The sequence below is a fragment of the Prochlorococcus marinus str. MIT 9201 genome (assembly GCF_000759955.1).
GTDB lineage: Bacteria > Cyanobacteriota > Cyanobacteriia > PCC-6307 > Cyanobiaceae > Prochlorococcus_A > Prochlorococcus_A marinus_G.
Genome location: NZ_JNAL01000014.1, coordinates 1 through 18,388 on the forward strand (window position 1 = coordinate 1; position 18,388 = coordinate 18,388).

The window sequence follows — 18,388 nt, forward strand, 5'->3', positions numbered from 1 at the left end:
CAAAGAGCTTGCTAAGAAAAAAGCAAAAGTTATTGGTAAAACCTTAGCTAAACCTCCCATATTTGGGATTGAAAGAGTATTTGTTCTTTCATAGAATGAGCCAGTAACAAAAAACATAGCTGCAGCGATAAGTCCGTGACTAATCATCTGAAGCATTGCTCCGCTTATTCCTAGAGCATCTACCGCTCCAATTCCTAATAGAACAAAACCCATATGACTGACTGAGCTACATGCAATTCTTCTTTTAACATTATCTTGCGCAAATGCATTTAGTGCTCCGTAAATTATATTAATGATTCCAAGAATAATTAATGCAGGTGCAATTTGAAGATGTATTTCAGGCAGTATTTGAACATTGAATCTTAAGAGAGCGTAGCCCCCCATTTTTAAAAGTATTCCTGCAAGTAACATTGAAACTGGTGCATTAGCTTCTCCATGTGCATCTGGTAACCAGGTGTGTAATGGAAAAATGGGAAGTTTTACTCCAAAACCAATTAAAAATCCTAGATAAGATAATAAGGCTAGGCTGCCTGTTACATGTTTATTCGTTAAATCGGTAATATTTAGAGTAAAAGTATCACCATTCAAAGCAATTGCTAAACCACTTATGAGTATTAATAAAGAAGCTAAAGCTGTATAAAGAATAAATTTTGTGGCCGCATATAATTTCTTTTTTCCTCCCCAAATAGCAATAAGAAGATATACAGGAACAAGTTCAAGTTCCCATGCCAAGAAAAATAATAGGAAATCTTGAGAAAGGAAAACTAATGCTTGTGCTGATGCTTGGACTAATAATAGAGCAAAATATAGATTAGATTTTTTCTTAATTTTCCAACTTGCGGCAGCGGATAAAAATGTAATTAACCCACTCAAAGCTACTAAAGGAGCAGATAATCCATCCACGCCAAGAGACCACTCTAAGCCTATTGAGGGTAACCAAGAAGTTCTTTCTACCAGTTGCAAAGTACTTTCTGAAGGATTGAACTTTTGAAAAAGGACGCCGATTATTAGTAAAAAATCTACAAATAAAAAACTTAATGAGATATTTCTAGGAAGTGTATTATCTTCTCCTTCCTTTGAACTCAAGAAGGGCATTATTAATGCCCCAATTAAAGGTAACAAAACAATTGATGATAACCAAGGAAAAGATTCTAAATTCATTTATGTAATGAATAATTTTTTTATTCTAGTTGAAGATGTACTAGCTTGAGACTATAACATTAAAAATGCCTAAGTAAAACTACCTACCAGAGATGACGCTAAATTGGCTGCCTGTTGTTTGAACGTTTAAGAATGGAGCTCTGCTAGCTACGCCTGACTTTTCCCATGCTTTTACCATAGCTTGACTAACATTTTTACCATTTTCTTTTTTACATAAAGCTAAGATACTCGGTCCAGCGCCACTAATTGCGCATCCTAGAGCACCTGCTTGTAGTGCGGCATCTTTAACTTCAAGTCCACCCTTAATAAGTTTCCATCTGTAGGGTTCATGCAGCTTATCAAACATTCCCTCTTTTATAAGTTCTTCATTCCCAGCTTTTAAGCCATTTAATAACAAAGTAAGTGCGCCCATGTTTGTCACTGCATCAGATATAGGAATATTCTTGGGCATAACCTTTCTTGCTTCACTTGTGCTTAGACGAATTGCGGGTATTGCTACAACAGCTTTTATTGAATCGTGCCAATCACATCTAATGATTCGCCATCTTTGAGAAGAAGACCTAGCTGTCAAACAAAGCCCACCCAGGAGAGAGGGGACTACGTTATCTGGATGACCCTCTATATCAATGGCAAGTTCAAGTAGTTTTTCTTTGGACAATGGGGAATCCATTATTGCATTTGCTCCTATTAGTCCTGCAACTATTGCTGTAGCACTGCTTCCAAGTCCCCGAGCAGGAGGCACCGCTAACTTTACTCTTGCTTCAAGTGCAAAGGGGTTTATATTAGCGCTATCCCAAACTTTCTGAGCAGCTCTAAAAACTAAGTTTTCAGGTCCTCCTCTTAAATGATTACCATCTGTACTTTCCATTATTAAATCGAATCTATCTCCACCACCTTCAATTCTTGTGAAAATAAATTCATTATACAAATCTAATGCTGCACCAAGACAATCGAACCCAGGCCCTAAATTAGCAGTTGTGGAAGGTACTGTTACTTTTATTTTTTTACCTACTTCAGGAATAGCCATTTTTTGTTACGAAGTTTTTAAAAGCATTTTTGCTCTACAGGCGGCACTAAAAAGTCCAAACTCTTCATCTAAAATTATTTTTATGGGTATTGTTTTAAGAATATCTTTTAATCTTCCCTTGTCGAAAAATTGTTTCATAAATAAATCTGATTTAAAGTTTTTAAGATGTTTTGGTGCGGTTCCTCCAGAAATCCATAACCCGCCAAAGCATAATTCTTGAAGAGCAACATCTCCCAATAAAGAAGCATAAGCGCCTAACCAAATCCTTTCAACTTCAATCATAAGCTGATCCCCCTTATTCGAAAGAGTACAAATTTTTTCTGGTAGTTCTTTTCTTAAAGCATCAGAATTTTTAATTTCTTCTAAATATTTTTGTAGAGGATGGTTTTGGGCATCAGGTTTGCTTAGTATCCATTCGGCAATTCTTGATAAACCAGTGCCGCTAATAATTCTCTCACAAGATATCCTTTCAACTTTAAGGTGATTCTTAAGCCAAATCTTTAATTCCCATTCTAATTTTGACTTTGGCGAGTATTCAACATGACCACCTTCACTAGCTAAAACTCTTACCTTTTTCCCTGATATTATTCCTCTTGCGATACCTAAACCAGTTCCAGCTCCAACAATGGCATGCAAATCCTCGTTGGCACCTTTAGTGTTTGATCCATTTTGGATAGTAAAATATTGATTTTTTTTTAAATAAGGTATTCCGTAAATTTGCACTGCGAAATCATTTATTAGCTCGCAGTTTTTAAAATTAAATTTGTTTTGTAATTCATTTCCAGATATGTCCCATGATAAATTTACTATTTTTGCGTTGTTGTTAGATAAAGGACCAGCTACTGCGAAACATGCAGAATAAGGATGAGCAATATTTTTGCATTGATTTTCTAGAAAATCTTCTAGGATTAGTTCTAAAGAATCCCATTCAGAAGATAAATATTTCTTTTTGAATATTAATCTCGGTGAATCATCATTTATATCTGTTTTAAATATTCCTAATAGAATCTTGGTACCTCCTAAATCACAAGCCAGAAAATTCATATATTTAAAATTATTCAGTTCTACCTTTTTTTTCTATTAGTTCATCCATTAATTTGTATAGATTAGGTAAATCTAAAATCCCTAAATTTGTTCCATCTAAAGCTCTTAATGCTACCGAATCAATTTCCTCTTCTTTATCCCCAATAACTGCAATTAATGGCACTCTCCCAAGAGTTGCTTCTCTGATTTTATATCCTATTTTCTCATTTCTAATATCAACTTTTGAACGATAACCATTAATGTTTATAAGTTCATTAAACCTTAAACATTTTTCATTATTTCTATCGGTAATGCTCAATAAAATTATTTGATAAGGGGCAAGCCAAATTGGGAATTTTGCCTCATATTGTTCAATTAAGATTCCGATAAATCTTTCAAAGGATCCTAAAATTGCTCTATGAAGCATTACTGGATTTCTTTTTTCATTATCAATATCTACATATGTTGCATCCAATCTAATAGGCATTGAGAAATCAACCTGAATAGTTCCGCACTGCCAGACTCTATTAAGACAATCTTTTAAAGAGAATTCTATTTTTGGTCCATAAAAAGCACCTTCTCCAGGTTGTAGCTCCCATTTAAGGTTCTTATTATCGAGAGCTTTTGTTAGGGCTTCTTCTGATTTATCCCAAATCTCTTCACTACCTACCTTTTTTTCAGGACGAGTTGATAATTTAATAATGATTTCATTAAAACCAAAAGTTTTATAAACCTCGAAAACAAGATCAATAAAAGTGGATACCTCTTCTTGGATTTGCTCTTCTGTGCAAAATATGTGCGCATCATCTTGAGTAAAGTTTCTTACTCTCATCAATCCGTGCAGTGCTCCAGAGGGCTCATTTCTGTGACAAGAACCGAATTCAGCAAGACGAATAGGTAAATCCTTATAACTTTTTAACCCTTGATTAAATACTTGAATATGGCATGGACAATTCATTGGTTTAATTGCATAAGTTCTATTTTCTGATGCGGTAGTGAACATATCGTCTCTAAATTTTTCCCAATGACCTGATTTTTCCCAAAGAGATTTATCAACAGCTTGTGGGGTTTTAATTTCTAAATAATCATTTTTTTTAAGTATTCCTCTTATGTATTTTTCCAGGACCTGGTAGATTGTCCATCCTTTAGGATGCCAAAAAATCATGCCTGGAGATTCTTCTTGTATATGAAAAAGTGAATGTTTTTTTCCAAGTTTTCTATGATCTCTTTTTTCCGCCTCTTCAATTCTTGTTAAATAATCTTTGAGTTCTTTTTCTTTAGCCCATGCAGTTCCATATATTCTCTGTAATGATTCATTCTCGCTATTACCTCTCCAGTATGAACCTGATAATTTAAGTAACTTAAAGTGTCTCAAATGTCTTGTATTAGGTACATGAGGCCCTCTACACATGTCGATATATTCTTCGTGTTTATATAAATTGATGAGACCCTCCTCAGGAATTTCATCAATTATTCTTAATTTAAAAGTCTCATCTCTTTCTTTAAAAGTTTTAATTGCCTCTTTTTTGGAAACTTGTAAAATTTCAACATCATAGTCTTTTTTTATTAATTTATTAATTCTATTTTCGATTTTTATTAAATCTTCAGGAGTAAATCTGTATTCAGAAAAAATATCGTAATAAAAACCATCTTCAATTACCGGCCCAATAGCCATTTTAATATTAGGGTATATTTGTTTAACTGCATGACCAATAAGGTGAGCAAAGGAATGTCTTATTATTTCAATTCCTTCTTTATCTTTTGATGTTATGATTACAACTTTGGAATCTCTACTTATAGGAATAGTTGCATCAAGAAGAACATCATTTACTTTCCCAGCAATTGTTGCTTTAGCTAATCCAGCCCCTATACTCTGAGCAATTTCTAAAATAGTTACAGATCTTTCGAACCCCTTTTTTGAACCATCAGGCAAGGTAATTATTGGCATAATTTATTTCTCCATTTCAAAGAACCCCAATTTTGATTTAACTCTTTTTAAAGTTTGATTTGCTAAATCCTCAGCTTTTTCTTTCCCTTCTTCAAGGATTTTATTCAATTGATAGGGATCATTAATTAATAATTTATATTTTTTCTGAATAGGCTCTAGTGATTCAATAAGTTGTTCAGTAATTAATTTTTTAAATGTCCCCCATCCAGTTTCTGAGAATTCGTTCTCACATTGAGAAATTTCTTTGCCAGATAATATTGAATAAATCATCAAAAGATTTTTAGATTCTGGTCTCTCAGGGTTGTTAAATTCTATTCCAGTAGAACTGTCGCTTTTTGCTCTTTTTATTTTTTTTGCGATTATTTCAGGATCATCTAATAAGTTAATACGACTGCCCTCATTAGGATCACTTTTGCTCATCTTTTTTGAACCATCAATTAAACTCATTATTTTTGATCCATTCTTCATGATTATTGGTTGAGGGATTTTTAAAATATTTTTATCCTTACTAAATCTGGCATTAATTCTCTGTTGTGCAATATCTCTGGCCAATTCAAGATGTTGTTTTTGATCCTCACCTACTGGTACAAAGTCAGCATCATATAGAAGAATGTCTGCAGCCATTAGGATCGGATAGTCAAATAATCCAATGGATACATTATTTCCCTGTTGTATGGATTTTTCTTTGAATTGAATCATTCTTTCCATCCAATTTATAGGAGTCATACAATTTAATATCCAACAAAGTTCTGAATGTGCAGAAATCTGACTTTGGACAAAAATTGAGCATATATTGGGATCTATGCCACAAGCGACATACAAAGCTGCAGTAGAGATAGTGTTCTGAGATAATTCTTTGGGATTATATGAAGCTGTGATTGCGTGCAAATCAACTACACATAGAAATGTTTCATATTGCTCTTGAAGCGTAACCCAATTGTTTATGGCCCCTAGCCAATTCCCAATATGTAAATCACCAGTTGGTTGAACTCCCGAAAGAATTCTTTTTTTATTTGCCATCCTCTTCTACTTCGCTAGATTGGATCTCTTCAGTTGATGTATTTTTTACAGGTCTTGCAAAAGGGTCAGGTGCTGCTTTTGTCTTCTCTTCATAAGGATTTTGTGATTGTCTATTCGGTGAAGAGTTTTTATTATTTTTTGCATATTCTGTGATTGATTCAATCAATTTTTCGTCTTTGATCATTTCGCTAAGTGTTCTAACAGAGAAACCCAGAACTGCAACGGTAGATCTTAATTGAAAGGTCTCTTGTATTGATTTAACAGCTTTCATTTCGTTATCACTTAATCTTATTCGGAATCCTCCTCCATCTCTTCTGTCGCGCGATCTATCTCTGAAATTAGATCTTTCATTGTTAGAACGACCTCTGTAATTTTCTTGTTCAGGATTATTGCTGAAATTTGAATTAGACATCTTGATGTTTCTTAATTTATTTAAATAATCTAATAACTTAGCATCTTGTGATGCAATAAATCTTTTTAAAAGCCTTAATTTCTTATCTTTTGATTAAAGACTTATGAAATTTTGCTTTTCTCATTCAAAACTTGCATTAAAATAAAATTAGAAAAATAAAGTATTGTGTTTGATATTAGTAAAGACAACCTTTTAAAGGATTTCATAAGGTTTCCAAAAAAAAATCTTTTTTTTATTTTATTACTATTAGGTTTTGGGGAATGGTTTGTCAGTGACTTAATTCATTTCGCAGGCGGCTCAGTAGGATTTTTTGCGTTGTGTTTGGGGGGATTTTTTTACTTGAAGAATGATAAGCCTAAATTTAATGAGCCAAATAATTTAGATGGTTGGATAAATCTATGTAATGAAGATTTAAATTTTTTTGAAGAACTTGAAGCAACAAATGAATTGGAGAAACAGAATTTAAAAAGACAAAAAATACTTGAATCGATTCTTAAAAGATGTGAAAAAGAAAAAATAAGTTGTATTGGACAAAAGGATTATCAAAGTTGTCATTCTGTTTTGAAAAGTCATTTTAAAGCAGATAAGTTTGACTTTGATTTATTCGGAAAACTGCCTAAATACAATTCATCTCAAGTTATTCCAGAAGAAGCTTTGAGGAGTGATGCAATTTTGTATTTTATAAACTTGCCTATGTCGGCAAATGATTTTTTGTGGCTAGAAAAGTTTCCTAAAAATATGCCTCTCTGGTTAGTGGCTTTAACTTCCAACGAAATAGAAGCCAAAAATCAGATAGAAGACCTAAAGTCTCAAATTTCAATTGACTTTATAAATAAAATCATTACTTTTGATGTGAATAAGAATGAAATAACGAATATTCCTTTTTCATTAAGGAAGTTTTTCATAAGTTCATCTAAAAATATTGAAAATACAAAAAAGAGGCTCTTGAAAGAACTTCATGTTGCCTGGCAATCTGAAATTGAAGGGATAAGAAGAATGCAGTTAAAAGGTATACAAAGAAAAAATCAAATTCTTGTCGCGACAACTGTTTTCTTATCTCCTATCCCATCAATTGATGTTATGGCAATGACAGTACTAAATTCATTAATGATTAAAGAAATAAAGTCTATATGGGGATGTAATTGGTCTCCTGAAATTTTAGATAAAATATCTAAAGAGATTTTAAAGACTGCAATTGCTCAGGGAGTTATTGAATGGAGTGGACAGACTCTAATTGGCATTACAAAATTACATGGACCAAATTGGCTTATTTCTGGAACATTTCAGGCTGTTAGCGCCGCTTATTTAACAAGAGTAGTATCCAGTTCTTTGGCTGATTTTATGGCAATAACAAAAGGAGTAGAAGAACCTGATTTGGATTTTATAAAGAAAAATTCTGAGAAAATTGTTGAAAAAGCTTTTGAAAAAGAAAGAATAAATTGGCAAGGATTTATTTCTGAGCTTAGAAAACCACTTATGAAACTATCTTTTAGTTCATAATTTAAAGATGAAAATTAATTATGAAAAAAAATATTCTTTTTTTAAGTTTGTTACTTCTGCTCTCTCTTTCTTCAGGCTCATGTAAGAGAATATCAAACAAAAATGAAAGCAAAGAAGTAATACTGGCAAGCTTTACTGTTTTGGCAGACATAATTAGCAATGTTGCTAAAGATGAGTTTATTGTTAGATCAATAACGAAACCTGGAGTCGAAGTTCATGGCTACCAACCAACCCCAAGCGATTTGGTAAATGCCTCTAGTGCTTTTGTTTTTATTGATAATGGTTTTGGATTCGAATTATGGGCTGAAAAATTTGTTTCTAATTTAAAAGTTAAAAGAATTACTGTCGCGGAAGATTTAGTTCCTATTTTTATCAGTGAAGATTTTTATAAAGGGAAACCCAATCCTCATGCCTGGATTTCTCCAAAAAGAGGGATCCTATACGTAGATATTCTGGTGGATTCTTTATCAGAATTGAGGCCATCTAAAAGAACATTATTTGAAAAAAATGGAAAAATATATAAAGATAAACTCTCTAAATTAGATAAAGAATTCTCACTTTTTATTTATATCTTAAATAAAGACAGGAGGTATCTAGTAAGTTGTGAAGGTGCTTTTTCATATTTAACAAATGATTATGGATTAGAGGAAGTTTATTTGTGGCCTGTGAATGCTGAGAGTCAAATTACTCCAAAAAGAATGACAAGAACAATCTCACTAGTAAAAGAAAAAAAAGTCCCATCTGTATTTTGTGAAAGTACTGTAAGTAACGAATCTCAAATGGTTGTTGCAAACGAAACTGGGGCTAATTTTGGAGGAAATCTTTTTGTTGATTCATTATCTGATGAAAGTGGCCCTGCTAGTTCATATATAAAAATGCTTGAGCATAATTTGAATTTAATTAAAAAAGGGCTTTTTTGAATTATGGAATCAATCAATTTTCAAAACTTTAGGATTGATGCAGAGAATATTTGTGTGGATTACAACGGTAAGGTGGCTTTGTATGATGCCAATTTAAGATTGAAGCCTGGCCAGATTTGTGGGTTAGTAGGGATGAACGGGGCTGGTAAAACAACTTTTTTTAATGCTTTAACTGGCTTTGTAAATATTTCAAAGGGAAAAATTAGAATAAATGGAGAGTCTGTAAGATCTGCTCAAAAAGATCAGACAATTGCTTATGTTCCTCAGAATGAGGGAATTGATAGTCAATTTCCAATAAGTGTTTGGGATGTGGTGATGATGGGACGATATGGTTCGATGAATATTTTTAGGTCTCCTAGAGAATCTGATGTTCAGGCGGTCAAAGATGCTATTGAGAGAGTTGATCTTTCTGATCATTTGTCTACACCTATTGGAAACTTATCTGGAGGTCAGAGAAAAAGAACTTTTTTAGCTAGAGCAATAGCTCAAAGAGCATCAATATTACTTCTTGATGAGCCTTTTTCAGGTGTTGATATAAGAACTGAGAAACTTATCTCAGAATTATTTATTCAATTTAAAAATGAAGGCAAAACTATATTATTATCAACGCACGATATGATTCATGTCCGTGAATTTTGTGACTTAGTTCTTTTAATAAATAAAACTGTTGTAGCTTATGGCGAGACCTCTGAAGTATTTACCCCTGAAAATATTACAACCACTTTTGGTGGGATTTCACCTGATTTCTTGTTTGGACCTGAATCCTAACTTTTAAATTATATGGAGCTCTGTTCTTTTTTAACTTTAGATTCTTTCATATCAGATCCTTTGACTCATGACTTTATGAGAAAAGCACTTCTTATGAGTTCGTTAGTTGCAGCTGTTTGTGGTTTTCTATCAAGTTATTTGACTCTTAAAGGATGGGCTTTAATGGGGGATGCCGTATCACATTCGGTAATGCCTGGTGTTGTGGTGGCTTATGCATTAGGTCTTCCTTTCTCATTGGGGGCATTTATTTTCGGAGTTGGTTCTGTCGCATTGATAGGGTTTATTAAGCAGAAATCTAGAGTTAAGGAAGATACTGTTATTGGGTTGGTATTTACTGGATTTTTCGCTCTTGGAATCGTATTGGTTTCCAAGATTAAAAGTAATATTGATCTGCACTCTATTCTTTTTGGTAGTCCATTAGGAATATCACTTTCAGATGTAAAACAAACTATATTCATTTCTTTATTGGTAGTAATCCTTTTATCAATTTTTAGAAAAGATTTAATGCTTTATTGCTTTGACCCAAGGCATGCAAAAACAGTTGGGATTAACGTATTTTTTCTTCATTATTTACTCCTCACATGCTTATCTTTAGCAGCTGTTGTGGGCTTGCAGTCTGTTGGAATTATTTTGGTAGTTGCAATGTTGATTACACCAGGGGCTACAGCATATCTACTTACGGATAAGTTTGATAATATGACAGTAATTTCAATATTAAGTGCAATTATTTCAAGTCTGATAGGAATCTATGTTAGTTTTTGGTTTGATCTTGAAACAGGTGGATCAATTGTCTTAGCACAAACTTTTATATTTTTATTTGCTTTTTTATTCGCTCCAAGATACGGAATATTTAAGTTAAAGAAATTATTTGCTGGTTATAAATGAAAGTGGTGGAAGAAACTTTAAATAAAAAGTGGAATTGGTGGCCATTATTCCCTTTATATCCTTATGGAGATAAGAAAACAATTTTAAGAGAATTAATTCCTAATCAAATATGGTCTTTGGAACAAATACAGGGACTTTATTATGTTGCGGTTCCAATAAGAATGACGGTAATAAAGGTTGATAATGGATTGATGCTAATAAATCCACTGCCACCGACAAAAGAATTAATAAATGAGTTGGAAAAATTAATCGCTATTCACGGCAACGTAAAAACAATAATTCTACCGAGTGCCTCTGGACTAGAACATAAAATTGGACTGCCAGCTCTTTCAAGAATTTTTAAAGATGCAGAAATTTGGCTTTGTCCTGGACAATGGAGTTTTCCCATAAATCTACCGCTAGATTTTTTAGGAATTCCATCAAAAAGATCAAGAATACTGATTGAGGAAGGTACTCCACATACAAACTCCTTTAAATGGTCTTCATTAGGTCCACTGAATTTAGGACTTGGAAGATATCAGGAGATAAGCTGTTTCCATTATCCTACGAAAACTCTTCATGTAACTGACGCAATAGTTGGAATAGACTCCACACCACCTGAGATATTTGATTTTGATCCAACTCCACTTCTTTTTCATTCTAGAGAGAGAGGAGATGAACCTTTGATTGACTCCATAGAACAAAGAAAAAAAGGATGGAAAAGGTTAGTCTTGTTTTCATCTTTTTTGAAACCAGGTAAATTAAATATTCCACCTTTAAAAAAAATATTTAAGTATTCATTCAAAAAAGATCTTAGAAATTGGAGATCTCATTTCGGTATTTATCCCTTTCTATGGGACGAAGATTGGGAATCCTCTCTTATTGAAATAATGGGTAAAGATACTCCTAAGATTCAAATTGCACCAGTTTTAAAAAAATTAATTTTTCCGCGTTCAAAAGAAGTTTTACTTAAGTGGTTAGAAATTATAAAGTCTAATGAAGATATAGAGTATTTAATCCCAGCTCATTTTACGGCGCCTATAAAATTTACAACAGAAGATTGTCAAAAATTAATTGATGAAATTAATTCCCAAAAGTGGGACAAACTTCCTGAGGATAATAAATTCTTGATGGGTTTGTATAAAAAGTTGTTTGAACTAGGAATAATTCCTGAAGAAGTAAATATTTAGAAACTGTTATTCCTCTATAGACATGTTTTCATCATTTTTAAGAGTTTGTTCCAGCTCTTTTCTTTGCTCCATTTGTCTTAAGAAATATCCTGTCATCATTGCAGAAGATAATAAATTAGCAATGTTGTCTTTTGAAGATGTTATTTTTACATCAAATTGATCTGAAGGAAGCATTCCAAGAAGACCTTGAACATTATGCCTAATAATTTCTTGAATATCTTCACTAGCTGATTTTGCTACTCTTTGCAAAACTTCTGGAGATTGTTTTTGTAAATATTGTATTAAATCATTTTCATCGTTTGGATCATTATTTTCAGTAGCAAGAAATTCTGGATTAAACATTTCTACAACTTCAAGATATAAGAACCCTACAACATCACGTACCCATTAATCTAAATTATTAAGGGCAGGGAACCGAATAGGTCCAATTTTATTAAACGGCCAATATCTAAAAATAGCTTTACCAATAACCTTTTTATATGGTAAAAATCCCCAAATATGCGAGTCCATACTGTTATTTCTATTATCTCCCATCACCCATAATGACTCTTCTGGGACAATAAAAGGCCCTATAGAATAATTAATATTTTTGTCAAAATCGTAATTTTTTTGAGCTATATCATTTAAGTAAAGGTTACCGTCTCTTACTTCTATCTTGTCTCCAGGTATTCCAATGACTCTTTTTATTAGTGCAGTATCTGCTTCATAACCAGCATTAATTAATTGCTCGGGAACGTTAAAAACAACTATTTTATTTTTTAATGTTGAAAGATTTGATTTGGATGTGATTTTTGGGGTTACTTTCTCAACAAGAATTTTATCTTGTATTTGAAGAGTTGGAAGCATTGAACCGGATGGGATCCATCTTGGCTCAATTACTTGCCATCGTATAATTAAAGCTACAGATATCCAGATTAAAAGATTTTTTAAATCCTTTAATATTGAATTTCTTTTTTCTTGAGTTGTAGACATGTTTTATTTAATTCAGTAATAAGGAAAACCCCAAAGCATTTATATAAATTATGACATCATCTATTGAATGCAAAAATTTTCTTAGAAGTTTACAACTTTTGAATCTTCTTATAAAAATAGGAGTTCAAAATTTAATAGTTTGTCCTGGTAGTAGATCAGCACCTTTAGCTATAGCTGCGGGAGAATTAAATAAATTAGGACTTGTAAATATTTTTAATTCAATAGATGAGAGATCTGCTGGATTTCACTCTCTTGGGATTTCTGCTGCATCAGGTAATCTTTCTTTAGTTATTACCACTTCTGGAACTGCCGTAAGTAACTTATTGCCTGCAGCAGTTGAGGCAGACCGATCTTGTAAAGGTATTATATTTCTTACTGCTGATAGACCCTTAAGATTAAAAAATTGTGGCGCTAATCAAACAGTCAATCAAGAAGATTTTTTGAGTTCAGTCTGCAGAAGAGTTTTAAGTACAAATCTAATTGGACTTCATGAAACACAAGAAAATGAAATCTTGAATTTAGTTCGAATTACTGAGAAACAAATATCAACCTTCCCTGGCCCTATTCATTTAAATATTCCTATTGATAAGCCTTTAGGTATTTCATTTTTTAATAAAAAAAATGTTTTAGAGGTTTTTGAGAGAATCTATTTAAAGAAAAAATATATACTCCAGGAAGTTGAAATAAAGTCTGATAAAAACAAATTCTTAGAAATTTCAAAAAGTTTAAATTTAGATGAATCTGGTATTATTTTGGTAGGTCCCTATCAAGGTTCCATAAATGATTTAACTTCTTTCAATAAATCTTTAGAAAGATTACAAGAAATCACTGGTTGGCCAGTATTTGCTGATCCTGTTTCAGGAGTTTATTCTGATTTAAGGGGATTAGTTGTGAATTGGGAATTAGTCTTAAGAAAAAATAAAAATTCTATAAATTGTCATCAGCTTTTGAGGCTTGGCCCTATGTCCTCCTCAATTGACTTGGAGAAGTTTTTAATAAACTTCGAAGGGATACAAATTCTTATAAAAGAAAAAAACTATAGAAAATTGGACCCTATAAAAAAATCATTTGAATATGATTTTGGGTTATCAAATTTTACTACTCTATTGTTAAAAGAATTTTCAATTAACGAAAAAAACAAAAAGTCCCTTACTCCGATGGCTCAAGATCTAATAGATGAAGGCGAGCAGATTAAAAAAATTTTAAAGGAGAAAATAACCCAAGATAACCAAATTACTGAGTATATGCTTGCAAATCTTGTTCCAAAACTTTGGCCAGCTGAAAATCCTATAATGCTCTCTGCGAGTAGCCCGATTAGAGATTGGCTTACATTTTCTGAGAATGGTACTTTAACAAGAAATTGTTTCAGCTTCAGAGGGGCTTCTGGTATAGACGGTACTTTATCTCTTGCATTAGGTATTTCTAGAATTAAAAAACCTCTACTTCTTGTGACTGGAGATTTGGCTTTTATTCATGATATAAACGGTTGGCTGATTGAAAATTCAACCGACATGAATTTAACAATTCTTCTGATAGATAATAATGGCGGAAATATTTTTAATCGTATTTATAAAGAAAATTTAAAAGAAGATGAATTAAAAAAACTTTTTCTTATGCCAAAAGAAATAAACTGGCCAAAACTCGCAGAGGGCTATCAAGTAAACTTTAAAAGTGTGGGAAATTTTAAAAAATTACGAGAGGCATTCGATTGGAGCATTTCTATCCAGAAATCTGCAATAATTAAAGTTGAAATTGACCCAGAAAATGAAATTTGTGAAAAAAATGCTCTGCTAGAAAAAATAATTGGCAGTTAAATTTATCATTTTCTATCTTTGAATAATTAGGTTTCATGAAAGTATTACCTGGTAAAACAATTTTAAATTGGTCAGAATGCAAATCTTATGATGATATATTGTTTCACAAATCAGATGATGGAATTGCAAGAATTGCAATTAATCGGCCTGAAAAAAGAAATGCATTTAGGCCGCAAACTGTAGATGAACTAATTGATGCATTCGATATCGTAAGAACTGATGAAACTATTGGCGTAGTTCTTTTTACAGGTGCGGGACCTGACCAGAAAGGTATTTATTCTTTTTGTTCTGGAGGTGATCAGAGTGTAAGGGGTAAAAATGGGTATAAAAATGATGAAGGGAAGCAAAGATTAAATGTACTTGAACTTCAAAGATTAATAAGAAGTTTACCTAAAGTAGTTATTGCCTTAGTTCCTGGTTTTGCAATTGGAGGAGGCCAGGTACTTCATTTAATTTGTGATCTCAGTATTGCCTCTGAAAATGCAATATTTGGTCAAACAGGTCCAAGAGTTGGTAGTTTTGATGCGGGTTTTGGATCTAGTTATTTAGCAAGACTTGTTGGTCAAAGAAAAGCAAAAGAAATTTGGTTTTTATGTAGAAAATATAATTCCAAGGAAGCTCTTAAAATGGGCTTGATAAATGCAATTACAAAGATTGAAGAATTAGAAGCTGAGGGTGTAATCTGGGCAAGAGAGATTTTACGAAATAGTCCAACTGCTATTCGTATTCTTAAAGCTTCATTCAATGCGGAAAATGATGGGATTGCAGGTATTCAAGAATTATCTGGATACACAACTCAGTTATTCTATTCGACTGAAGAAGCTCAAGAAGGTAGAGATGCTTTTCTTGAAAAGCGTCCACCAGACTTTTCTGAGTATAAGTGGACACCCTAGTTTATTTTTCAAAAGAACCTTTTTAAATAATTATCAATGAGAATTCTTCTTGCCGCTGCTGAATGTGCTCCAATGATCAAAGTTGGAGGTATGGGAGATGTGGTTGGTTCGTTGCCTCCATCTTTGATAAAACTTGGTCACGATGTAAGGGTAATAATTCCAGGATATGGAAAATTGTGGAGTCTTTTAGAGGTATCCAATGAACCAGTTTTTAGAGCAAATACAATGGGCACTGATTTTGCTGTATATGAAGCAAAACATCCCATTCATAATTATGTGATTTACCTAGTGGGTCATCCAACATTCGACTCTGACCAAATATATGGAGGTGAAAATGAGGACTGGCGCTTTACATTTTTTGCTAGTGCTACTGCAGAATTTGCCTGGAATTGTTGGAAACCTCAAGTTCTCCATTGCCATGATTGGCACACTGGAATGATCCCTGTGTGGATGCATCAGGATCCCGAAATTAGTACTGTCTTCACAATTCATAATTTAAAATACCAAGGACCTTGGAGGTGGAAACTTGAAAAAATGACTTGGTGTCCTTGGTATATGCATGGAGACCACACAATGGCTGCGGCAATGTTGTATGCAGATAGGGTCAATGCTGTTTCTCCGACTTATGCAGATGAGATTAAAACCCATGAATACGGGGAAAGCCTAGAAGGATTACTTAATTACATATCAGGTAAATTAAGGGGAATTCTTAATGGCATAGATCTTGATGAATGGAATCCAGCCAAAGATCCAGTTTTACCTGCAAAATTCAGTATTAAGAATTTAGAAAATAGGCTAGAAAATAAAAAAATTCTGCAGAGAGAAATGGGTCTAGAAGTTAATTCTAAAAAATATCTTTTAGGTATGGTAAGTAGGTTAGTTGATCAGAAAGGGGTTGACTTACTTTTACAAGTTTCAAGAAGACTATTGGCCTATACAGATTCTCAAATCGCTGTTTTAGGGACTGGAGATAGATATTTAGAGTCTGGATTATGGCAACTAGCATTAGATTACCCAGGAAGATTCTCAGTATTTCTTACCTATGATGATTCTTTATCAAGGCTTATCTATGGTGGCTCAGATGCATTCTTAATGCCAAGTAGATTTGAACCTTGTGGTATTAGTCAGCTCCTCGCCATGAGATATGGCTCTATTCCAATAGTAAGGCGAGTTGGAGGTTTGGTCGATACAGTTTTACCTCATGACCCAGAAAATAATAATGGCACTGGATTTTGCTTTGATCGCTTTGAACCTATAGATTTCTATACTTCTTTAGTAAGGTCATGGGAAGCATTTAGGCATAAAGATAGTTGGGAATTACTGCAAAAAAGAGCCATGAGTCAAGAGTTTAGTTGGCAAAGATCAGCTCTTGAATACGAAGTTATGTATAAGGATGTTTGCGGAATAAAAGAACCATCGCCAGATTTTGCTGAAGTTGAAAAATTTTCTTACGGTCAATCAGCTGATCCATCTTTAAAAAAAAGTATGACTTAATTTTTCAATGGAATTCTCTTTATCAGAATTAAACGATGTTTTGGGGGAAATTAAAAATCTGAGCGAGGTGAAAAGAGATTTTTTGAATTTTAAGAATATAAGTATTGATAGTAGAACTTTATTAAAAAACGATCTTTTTATAGCTATTAAGGGTAAAAATTTTGACGGACATAGTTTTCTTCCAGAGGTTTTAAATAAAGGAGTTAAATCTGTTGTAATTAAAAAAGGTATGCAGAGATTACTTCCTAGTAATTTTCCTTATTGGGTTGTAAATGACACAACAGAGGCATTTCAAAAATTAGCATTGCTAAAAAGAAAAAAATTAAATATTCCTATAGTTGCAATAACTGGCTCAGTGGGTAAAACAACAACAAAAGAAATGATTGGTGGGGTTTTAAATAAACTTGGAAGAATTAAATTATCTCATGCAAATTTCAATAATGAAATAGGAGTTGGCCTTACTATTCTTGCTGCAGATATAGAAGATAAAGTTTTAGTTCTTGAGATGGGAATGAGAGGTCCTGGACAGATCGAGAATTTATCTAAATATAGTAAACCCGATATTGCAGTTATTACTAACATTGGGACAGCTCATATTGGATTATTAGGCTCAAAAAAAAATATTACTTATGCAAAATGTGAAATTAGTAAGTTCTTAAATCCAGAAGGAGTTGTAATAATTCCAGCAGATGATCCATTCCTAGAAAAAGCTTTAAAAGAATTTTGGAAAGGTAGAGTAATAAAAGTAAAACTATTAAATATAGATAAGCAAAAAGAGAGTTTCAAGAAAGATGATAATTTGCGAGGATTTTATAATACTTCGAAAAAAACAATTTTAATTGAAGAAAATACCTTTGAAATTTCATTTGAGGGATTTCACAATGCTTCGAATTTCTTATTTGCTTATGCTGTTGCTAAAGAGCTAGGCATTGATTTTGCAAGTTTTAATAAATTTGATTTTGTAAGTTTAGGTGGAAGGAATAAAATTCTTAAATCAGTAAAAACAACAATATATGATGAATCATATAATGCTTCGCCAGAGTCAGTTAAAGCGTGCATTAAAAACCTGATCGAAAAACCGAGAAATAAATTTTTCATTTTTGGAAGTATGCAAGAATTGGGAAAAGAATCTGAAAAATATCACAAAGAAATATTCAACTTAATAAATAATTCAGATATAGAAAAATGTTTATTTATTTGCGAAAAAGAAAATGAAAAAATTTATACCAATTATCTAAAAGATAAAAAAAAATTCTTAGTTTTAAATAATATTAAAGATGTACCTAAAGAGATAAACAAATCTACAAAAATAGGTGATTCTATTCTTATAAAAGGGAGCAGATATTGGCAACTTGAAAAAATTATTGAATTAATTAACTAGA

Annotated in this window: 17 protein-coding genes; 9 read left to right on the forward strand and 8 right to left on the reverse strand. The window is 32.6% G+C overall.

What is annotated here, in order from left to right; genetic code table 11:
* From EU95_RS0109020 to EU95_RS03515, 6 genes are all read right to left on the reverse strand, one after another.
* On the reverse strand, positions 1–1,161 hold a 1,161-nt coding region (locus EU95_RS0109020; RefSeq protein ID WP_032522380.1), incomplete at its 3' end, for an NAD(P)H-quinone oxidoreductase subunit 4.
* A gap of 79 nt (positions 1,162–1,240) precedes the next feature.
* A complete protein-coding gene (gene thrB / locus EU95_RS03535) occupies positions 1,241–2,188 on the reverse strand; it encodes a homoserine kinase (RefSeq protein WP_032522381.1) in 948 nt (315 codons plus the stop codon).
* A gap of 6 nt (positions 2,189–2,194) precedes the next feature.
* Positions 2,195–3,232 carry a glucokinase gene (glk, locus tag EU95_RS03530; protein WP_032522382.1) on the reverse strand — a complete coding sequence of 346 codons (1,038 nt, stop codon included), beginning with the start codon at positions 3,230–3,232 and terminating at the stop codon, positions 2,195–2,197.
* A 10-nt stretch (positions 3,233–3,242) separates the two neighbouring features.
* Positions 3,243–5,159 (reverse strand): threonine--tRNA ligase, encoded by a 1,917-nt coding sequence (gene thrS / locus EU95_RS03525; RefSeq protein WP_032522383.1) that lies wholly within the window; start codon positions 5,157–5,159, stop codon positions 3,243–3,245.
* Between the two features lie 3 nt (positions 5,160–5,162).
* Positions 5,163–6,179 carry a tryptophan--tRNA ligase gene (gene trpS, locus EU95_RS03520; RefSeq protein ID WP_032522384.1) on the reverse strand — a complete coding sequence of 339 codons (1,017 nt, stop codon included), beginning with the start codon at positions 6,177–6,179 and terminating at the stop codon, positions 5,163–5,165.
* The gene (locus EU95_RS03515; RefSeq protein ID WP_032522385.1) at positions 6,169–6,591 is read right to left on the reverse strand and encodes a hypothetical protein; all 423 of its coding nucleotides are present in this window, start codon (positions 6,589–6,591) and stop codon (positions 6,169–6,171) included. Before EU95_RS03515 ends, trpS begins: the two co-directional genes overlap by 11 nt.
* Positions 6,592–6,756: 165 nt before the next feature.
* On the opposite strand from EU95_RS03515, the gene EU95_RS03510 reads away from it, so the two are divergent.
* The 5 genes from EU95_RS03510 to EU95_RS03490 are packed head-to-tail and all read left to right on the forward strand — an operon-like array spanning position 6,757 to position 11,833.
* Positions 6,757–8,091 carry a YcjF family protein gene (locus EU95_RS03510; RefSeq protein WP_032522386.1) on the forward strand — a complete coding sequence of 445 codons (1,335 nt, stop codon included), beginning with the start codon at positions 6,757–6,759 and terminating at the stop codon, positions 8,089–8,091.
* Between the two features lie 20 nt (positions 8,092–8,111).
* Complete coding sequence (locus EU95_RS03505; protein WP_032522387.1) at positions 8,112–9,011, forward strand: metal ABC transporter substrate-binding protein; 900 nt, start codon at positions 8,112–8,114, stop codon at positions 9,009–9,011.
* A 3-nt stretch (positions 9,012–9,014) separates the two neighbouring features.
* The gene (locus EU95_RS03500) at positions 9,015–9,779 is read left to right on the forward strand and encodes a metal ABC transporter ATP-binding protein (protein ID WP_032522388.1); all 765 of its coding nucleotides are present in this window, start codon (positions 9,015–9,017) and stop codon (positions 9,777–9,779) included.
* Positions 9,780–9,791: 12 nt separating this feature from the next.
* A complete protein-coding gene (locus EU95_RS03495) occupies positions 9,792–10,664 on the forward strand; it encodes a metal ABC transporter permease (RefSeq protein ID WP_032522389.1) in 873 nt (290 codons plus the stop codon).
* Positions 10,661–11,833, forward strand: coding sequence for a DUF4336 domain-containing protein (locus EU95_RS03490; protein WP_032522390.1), 1,173 nt, complete (start codon positions 10,661–10,663; stop codon positions 11,831–11,833). Before EU95_RS03495 ends, EU95_RS03490 begins: the two co-directional genes overlap by 4 nt.
* A 6-nt stretch (positions 11,834–11,839) precedes the next feature.
* On the opposite strand, the gene EU95_RS03485 is transcribed toward EU95_RS03490, so the two are convergent.
* Together EU95_RS03485 and lepB are read right to left on the reverse strand one after the other, a co-directional pair.
* A complete protein-coding gene (locus tag EU95_RS03485; protein ID WP_012007422.1) occupies positions 11,840–12,175 on the reverse strand; it encodes a DUF760 domain-containing protein in 336 nt (111 codons plus the stop codon).
* 45 nt (positions 12,176–12,220) lie between these two features.
* The gene (gene lepB, locus EU95_RS03480; RefSeq protein ID WP_032522391.1) at positions 12,221–12,805 is read right to left on the reverse strand and encodes a signal peptidase I; all 585 of its coding nucleotides are present in this window, start codon (positions 12,803–12,805) and stop codon (positions 12,221–12,223) included.
* Between the two features lie 50 nt (positions 12,806–12,855).
* On the opposite strand from lepB, the gene menD reads away from it, so the two are divergent.
* Genes menD through EU95_RS03460 form a run of 4 tightly spaced genes read left to right on the forward strand, consistent with a single transcriptional unit; the run spans position 12,856 to position 18,387 of the window.
* Positions 12,856–14,619 (forward strand): 2-succinyl-5-enolpyruvyl-6-hydroxy-3-cyclohexene-1-carboxylic-acid synthase, encoded by a 1,764-nt coding sequence (gene menD / locus EU95_RS03475; protein ID WP_032522392.1) that lies wholly within the window; start codon positions 12,856–12,858, stop codon positions 14,617–14,619.
* Between the two features lie 35 nt (positions 14,620–14,654).
* Positions 14,655–15,512: a 1,4-dihydroxy-2-naphthoyl-CoA synthase gene (menB, locus tag EU95_RS03470; RefSeq protein WP_032522393.1), complete on the forward strand. Its 858-nt coding sequence runs from the start codon at positions 14,655–14,657 to the stop codon at positions 15,510–15,512.
* Positions 15,513–15,548: 36 nt separating this feature from the next.
* A complete protein-coding gene (gene glgA / locus EU95_RS03465) occupies positions 15,549–17,006 on the forward strand; it encodes a glycogen synthase GlgA (protein ID WP_032522394.1) in 1,458 nt (485 codons plus the stop codon).
* A gap of 7 nt (positions 17,007–17,013) precedes the next feature.
* Positions 17,014–18,387: a UDP-N-acetylmuramoyl-tripeptide--D-alanyl-D-alanine ligase gene (locus EU95_RS03460; RefSeq protein WP_032522395.1), complete on the forward strand. Its 1,374-nt coding sequence runs from the start codon at positions 17,014–17,016 to the stop codon at positions 18,385–18,387.
* Position 18,388 lies beyond the last annotated feature (1 nt).

Excerpts from the sequence above, each read along its gene's own strand:
- thrS (WP_032522383.1), bottom strand. The coding sequence starts at position 5,159 with ATGCCAATAATTACCTTGCCTGATGGTTCAAAAAAGGGGTTCGAAAGA.
- thrB (WP_032522381.1), bottom strand. The coding sequence starts at position 2,188 with ATGGCTATTCCTGAAGTAGGTAAAAAAATAAAAGTAACAGTACCTTCC.
- EU95_RS03485 (WP_012007422.1), bottom strand. The coding sequence starts at position 12,175 with ATGTTTAATCCAGAATTTCTTGCTACTGAAAATAATGATCCAAACGAT.
- glk (WP_032522382.1), bottom strand. The coding sequence starts at position 3,232 with ATGAATTTTCTGGCTTGTGATTTAGGAGGTACCAAGATTCTATTAGGA.
- EU95_RS03490 (WP_032522390.1), top strand. The coding sequence starts at position 10,661 with ATGAAAGTGGTGGAAGAAACTTTAAATAAAAAGTGGAATTGGTGGCCA.
- glgA (WP_032522394.1), top strand. The coding sequence starts at position 15,549 with ATGAGAATTCTTCTTGCCGCTGCTGAATGTGCTCCAATGATCAAAGTT.
- trpS (WP_032522384.1), bottom strand. The coding sequence starts at position 6,179 with ATGGCAAATAAAAAAAGAATTCTTTCGGGAGTTCAACCAACTGGTGAT.
- EU95_RS03515 (WP_032522385.1), bottom strand. The coding sequence starts at position 6,591 with ATGTCTAATTCAAATTTCAGCAATAATCCTGAACAAGAAAATTACAGA.
- EU95_RS03505 (WP_032522387.1), top strand. The coding sequence starts at position 8,112 with ATGAAAAAAAATATTCTTTTTTTAAGTTTGTTACTTCTGCTCTCTCTT.
- EU95_RS03500 (WP_032522388.1), top strand. The coding sequence starts at position 9,015 with ATGGAATCAATCAATTTTCAAAACTTTAGGATTGATGCAGAGAATATT.
- EU95_RS03495 (WP_032522389.1), top strand. The coding sequence starts at position 9,792 with ATGGAGCTCTGTTCTTTTTTAACTTTAGATTCTTTCATATCAGATCCT.
- menB (WP_032522393.1), top strand. The coding sequence starts at position 14,655 with ATGAAAGTATTACCTGGTAAAACAATTTTAAATTGGTCAGAATGCAAA.
- EU95_RS03460 (WP_032522395.1), top strand. The coding sequence starts at position 17,014 with ATGGAATTCTCTTTATCAGAATTAAACGATGTTTTGGGGGAAATTAAA.
- lepB (WP_032522391.1), bottom strand. The coding sequence starts at position 12,805 with ATGTCTACAACTCAAGAAAAAAGAAATTCAATATTAAAGGATTTAAAA.
- menD (WP_032522392.1), top strand. The coding sequence starts at position 12,856 with ATGACATCATCTATTGAATGCAAAAATTTTCTTAGAAGTTTACAACTT.